This window comes from Thiorhodospira sibirica ATCC 700588, assembly GCF_000227725.2.
Classification (GTDB): Bacteria; Pseudomonadota; Gammaproteobacteria; order Ectothiorhodospirales; family Ectothiorhodospiraceae; genus Thiorhodospira; species Thiorhodospira sibirica.
Genome location: NZ_MU255056.1, coordinates 120194 through 125231, shown reverse-complemented (window position 1 = coordinate 125231; position 5038 = coordinate 120194). Strand labels below are relative to the sequence as shown.

At 56.3% G+C, this 5038-nt stretch carries 4 protein-coding genes; 2 read left to right on the top strand and 2 right to left on the bottom strand.

From position 1 onward, the window contains the following. Positions 1-388 (bottom strand): helix-turn-helix domain-containing protein (locus THISIDRAFT_RS00765; protein WP_221913927.1); only part of this gene is annotated, 388 nt, incomplete at its 3' end. A 635-nt stretch (positions 389-1023) separates the two neighbouring features. On the opposite strand from THISIDRAFT_RS00765, the gene THISIDRAFT_RS00760 reads away from it, so the two are divergent. Beyond that, on the top strand, positions 1024-2718 hold the full coding sequence (locus tag THISIDRAFT_RS00760; RefSeq protein WP_006788774.1) for a methyl-accepting chemotaxis protein: 1695 nt from the start codon (positions 1024-1026) through the stop codon (positions 2716-2718). A gap of 2 nt (positions 2719-2720) precedes the next feature. Here the strand turns inward: THISIDRAFT_RS00760 and bchJ are convergent, their stop codons facing one another. Further along, entirely contained in the window at positions 2721-3356 is a 636-nt protein-coding gene (gene bchJ, locus THISIDRAFT_RS00755; protein ID WP_006788773.1) for a bacteriochlorophyll 4-vinyl reductase, read from the bottom strand. Between the two features lie 176 nt (positions 3357-3532). Here bchJ and THISIDRAFT_RS00750 point away from each other — a divergent pair, with 176 nt between their 5' ends. Continuing rightward, on the top strand, positions 3533-4996 hold the full coding sequence (locus THISIDRAFT_RS00750) for a TrpB-like pyridoxal phosphate-dependent enzyme (protein WP_006788772.1): 1464 nt from the start codon (positions 3533-3535) through the stop codon (positions 4994-4996). The last annotated feature ends 42 nt before the right edge of the window (positions 4997-5038 follow it).

The following is a 5038-nucleotide window of genomic DNA, read 5'->3' as shown; positions in this document are numbered from 1 at the left end:
ACGGCGCTGATGAATGCGGGCTTGCTTGCGTTGCTTGGGCTGCCATAGCCCATCGGCCACCATCCACTGGCGCAGGGTCTCGACCGAGAGATGATGACCATGGCGCTCGGCCAGCTTTTCGCAGGCCAGGGTGGGGCCAAAAGTCGGTGTAGTGCGTCTTGACCAAGGCGAGCACCTCCTGGCGTACTGTCTCGGCAATGGCGTTATTGGGACGTCGGCCACGGTGGCCACTGCGTAGCCCTGTCGCCCCATGCTCACGATAGCGGCGAACCAGGCGCTTGACCTGGCGCACGCTCAACCCCAGGCGCTGGGCCGCCTCGGCCTGCCGCAGATGCTTGTTCGCCACCGCCTGAATCATCTCTAGTCGGTCAATTTCTTTGTGACTCATCGTAATGTGCTCCTTCGTCATGCGTGCCCCTCCCGCTTAAATATAAAGGGGACATTTTAGAATTGGACGAAGGGGACATTACTGCTTTGGGCTAACACGGTCGGTGTGCGTTTGGTGCTTCTTATCATGGGTTGTTGTACGATGTAAAAAGCAGTGTCTGTTGCACAAAATGGAGCAATCCGTCAATGCGTAAGTCCTACAGAGGTTCCCTAAAACAGCAACGTCAAGAGCCTCATCAAAGGTGCGGCTGGCTGTCAGAGTTTGCTCACCAAACACCGCCTCGCCACTGGTACGCCGCGCATCAAGCCGCACCCGATAGCTGAGCTCATAGGCTAGCGCCTTGCCATCTCGATCCACCGCAATCAGCCGCGAGTGGCGTTGTTGCGACAGAACGCGCACGATAAGCTGCGCCTGAGCAGGGTCGGTGGTCAGTTGGGCGGCGGCTGTTTGCTGCTGGCAAAATTTTATACGCGCTCGCCCTGTGGTAGGTGGTTGATGTGTACACATTGTGATAAATATATGCCAATATCTGCTATCCGCTTTGCACGCTTCGCTTAACTCTTAATACCCCGGCCCTGCGGTTACTCACAAGCGAGCCTGGGATTCAAGACTGATTATTGGTTGGTTGCGTATTCATGCTGTCAAAGATTCCGATTAAATACCTTGCCCTGCTGGGGATTTTGCCCCCTGCGATGTTGCTTAGCATCGCCTTTATCTGGATGCTGGATGGCAGCCTCTGGTCAGGGATTGCCAGTGCCTTGACATTATGCCTGCTGATTTTTTTCACCCTGGAGCGCCTGTTGTGGCAGCCGCATGAACGCCAGCTAGAGCAGCTGTATCAATTCAGCCATCAAAGCATTTCTGCTCATGACACCCCCAGCGTGGTTCTCAGCAAGCCCTCCTTAAGCGAACGCATTCAGCGCATTCAGCGCAATTTCATGCCCTATCAGGGCTTGTCTACAAACCTCAGTGAAACCGGTTCAGAGATTGCCATCTCGGCGGCGGAGGTGGCCTATGTATCCGGCATCCTGCAAACCCGTGTACACAGCCAGGCAGAACTGGTCACCGATATTGCCGGCTGTGCGCGGCATATCGCGCAAAATCTGGAAGACACGCTGAACCACTCCGATGATGCGGTAAACCGCGCACGTCTAAGCAATGAAACCAGCCAGGCGGGCCAGGCATCCATTCATGCAAGCCTGCGCTGTATGGAGCAGATGAAAACCCGGATGCAGGACGCCTCCGAGCGCATGGGGCGTTTAGAGGCGCGGATGAGCGAGATTCAGCGCATCACCCATGTGATTAGTGGCATTGCCGAGCAGACCAATCTGCTGGCCCTCAATGCTGCCATTGAGGCCGCCCGCGCGGGCGAACAGGGACGCGGCTTTGCGGTGGTTGCCGATGAGGTGCGCAATCTGGCCAATCGTACCTCACTGGCCACCGATGAAATCAGTCAGATGGTCGAACAGATCAGCAGTGAGACCCGCGATGCAGCGACAACCATTGCCCAGCTGGTGGTGAGCGTAGAACAAAGCGCGCAGCATACCGTCGAGGTGGACCAGCATCTGGCGACGATTCTGGAACACTCCGGGGTGGCCGATCAGCGCATTCAGACGGTGGTCCAGGGCGCACGCGAAAACCACAGCCATCTTGAAAAAGTCACCCACTCCATTGATGCCGTGAGCACCCAGTTAAACCAGACGGAACAGGAAATCGTCGATCTGGCGTCTCAGGCCGATCATCTTTCGGAAAAAGCCGAATTGATTTATGAGTTATTGGGTGAGCTGGATCTGGGCGGCGTTCATGAAATCGTGCGCCAGGAAGCCAAGCAGGCGGCGAGTACGATCTCGGCGTTGTTTACCCAGGCCGGAGAACGCGGTCAACTCAGCCAGGAAGCCTTGTTTGATAGCCAGTACCAGCGCCTGCCCAATACCGACCCGCCCAAGTACAAAACCCGCTTTGATGACTTTACCGACCAGCATCTGCCCGAGATTCAAGAACCGATCCTCAAGCGCCACGCGTTTATCCTCTATGCCGGAGCCGTTGATCGCAACGGCTATTTCCCCACCCACAATCTGCGCTACAGCCAGGCCTTAACCGGTGATTACGCCACCGACCTGCTCAATAACCGCACCAAACGAATCTTTAGCGACCGCACCGGGCAACGCTGCGCCAGCCATCAAAAGGCTTACCTGTTACAAACCTACAAGCGCGATACCGGTGAGGTAATCCACGATCTGTCGGTGCCGATCTTTGTCAAAGGTCAGCACTGGGGTGCCTTTCGCATCGGTTATCACGCCAGACATCAGAGCATCAAGCGACAGCCATAAAATCAGAGCTGCTCATTTATAGGCTCAACGCGAATCTCAAAGACGCACTGCGCTGCGCCCATGGCCTCGCATTCAGTTTCTGTTACCCGGCTGTCTTTATGTACCAGCGTGCGAAAAAGCCGCTCAAAGGTGGCGGCATAATAATCGCAGATCACGCGATCAGCCTCGGCACCACGGCACAGGGGGTTGTTTTGAATGATCAGCCGCACCGGCTGGCCCGGCTCAATGCGAAACTGCCCGCTGCCGCTAAAGGTCCAGGCATTGCGGCTGATTGCTTTGAGCAAAATCTGACCGGCCAGACGCGCAGGCAATATCTTTAGCAATAGCTGCACCGGCTTGGGAATACGCTTGGCGAGAAGATAATCACCGGTCAGCAAACCCGCCTGCCAGGAAATCTCCTTGGCCTGCAATAGCCCCAGTTCACGCCGCACCTGCTGATGCAGGGTGATCACATCACGCTCATCCACCATATTTTGTGGCGGGTCAGTAAGATAGCCTTCCAGCCCAACCTCTTGGTAAAGCGCCAGCGTTTGCGCCTCGCCGATCTGTTGCTGCAATACCTCGGTGATGCGCAGGATGGAATTGGGGCCGATACGGGCAATGCCGTCATTGGCGGGTGTTGCGGTGGGTGTATTCATAATGATTGAGCGCCTTTGGCTGAATGGAGTGTGTTTTATGCTACTGCGAGCGGTAGGTCTGATCAATCGCTTTTTCCTTGGGCGTTTATGCATGGCTCATTGCAAGGCGGCTGCCTAAAAAAAACCTGCGAGGGTATAATGCGCCGGTCAAGACAGCTTGCGAGAAACTCCCGTTTATGAGCCAGACCAAAATCCTGCTGGATGAAAACGACATCCCAACCCATTGGTACAATGTGGTTGCCGATATGCCCAATCCTCCTGCGCCACCGCTTGGGAAGGATGGTAAACCGATAGGCCCCGAGGTCTTAGGGGCGATTTTTCCAGACAATATCCTTGCCCAGGAGATGAGCACCGAGCGTTTCATCCCCATTCCTGATGAGGTGCGCGAAATTTTACGCCTGTGGCGTCCCTCGCCGTTGTATCGGGCACACCGTTTAGAGGCCGCCTTGGGCACTCCGGCGCGGATTTACTATAAAAACGAGGGCGTGAGTCCGGCCGGTTCCCACAAGCCCAACAGCGCCGTGGCGCAAGCCTATTACAATCGCGAGGCCGGGATTCGTCGCCTGACCACCGAAACCGGCGCCGGGCAATGGGGCTCATCGCTGGCCCTGGCCGGACAGATGTTCGGCATTGAAATCCGGGTGTATATGGTGAAAGTCAGCTATGAGCAAAAGCCCTTCCGCCGCTCAATGATGGAAACCTGGGGAGCGGAGGTTTTGGCCTCACCCTCCAATCTGACCGAATCCGGGCGCTCGGTGCTGGCAAAAGATCCTGACTCTCCGGGTTCTCTGGGCATTGCCATCTCGGAGGCTGTGGAAGAGGCTGCCTCGCGCCCTGATACCAATTATGCCCTGGGTTCGGTGCTTAATCATGTAGCCCTGCATCAGACGGTGATTGGCCTGGAGCTGCAAAAGCAATTTGCCAAGGCAGGTGATTATCCGGATGTGATTTTTGCGCCCTGTGGCGGCGGCTCGAATTTTGCCGGTGCTGCATTCCCCTTTATTGCCGACAAGGCTGCGGGTAAAGAGATCCGTCTGGTTGGCGTTGAACCCACGTCGTGTCCAAGTCTGACCCGTGGTCACTATGCCTACGATTATGGCGATTGCGTGGGATTGACGCCGCTGATGCTGATGTACACCTTGGGACATGACTTCATCCCGCCGGGAATTCATGCCGGGGGCTTGCGTTATCACGGGCAAAGCCCACTGGTTTCACAGCTCTACAAGGAAGGCATCATTGAGGCCGTGGCGGTGCCGCAGGTAGGAACCTTTGAGGCCGGCGTGCAATTCGCCCGCTGTGAAGGCATTATCCCGGCCCCCGAATCCTGTCATGCGATCCGCGCCTGCATTGACGAGGCCCTGGCCTGCAAGGAACGTGGCGAAGCCAAAACGCTGTTTTTCAACCTCTCCGGGCATGGGCATTTTGATATGGCCTCCTACGACAAGTTCTTCCGTGGCCAGCTTGAGGATTACGAATATCCCGCCGAGGCCATTGATGCCGCCTGTCAACCCAATTCAGAAAAGTCCCCTTTTGTGCAAAGCAGAAGTGTCCCCCGTAGAATGCGTGGTTATGGTGTTTGGGCTGGTGCCGGAGTGATGTTGCCCCGACCTCTCCAAGGGTGGTCCGGCGCCGGTTTGTAGGTTGGCTTGGCGGTCTGTTTTGCCTTGGCCTGGTCGACGCTG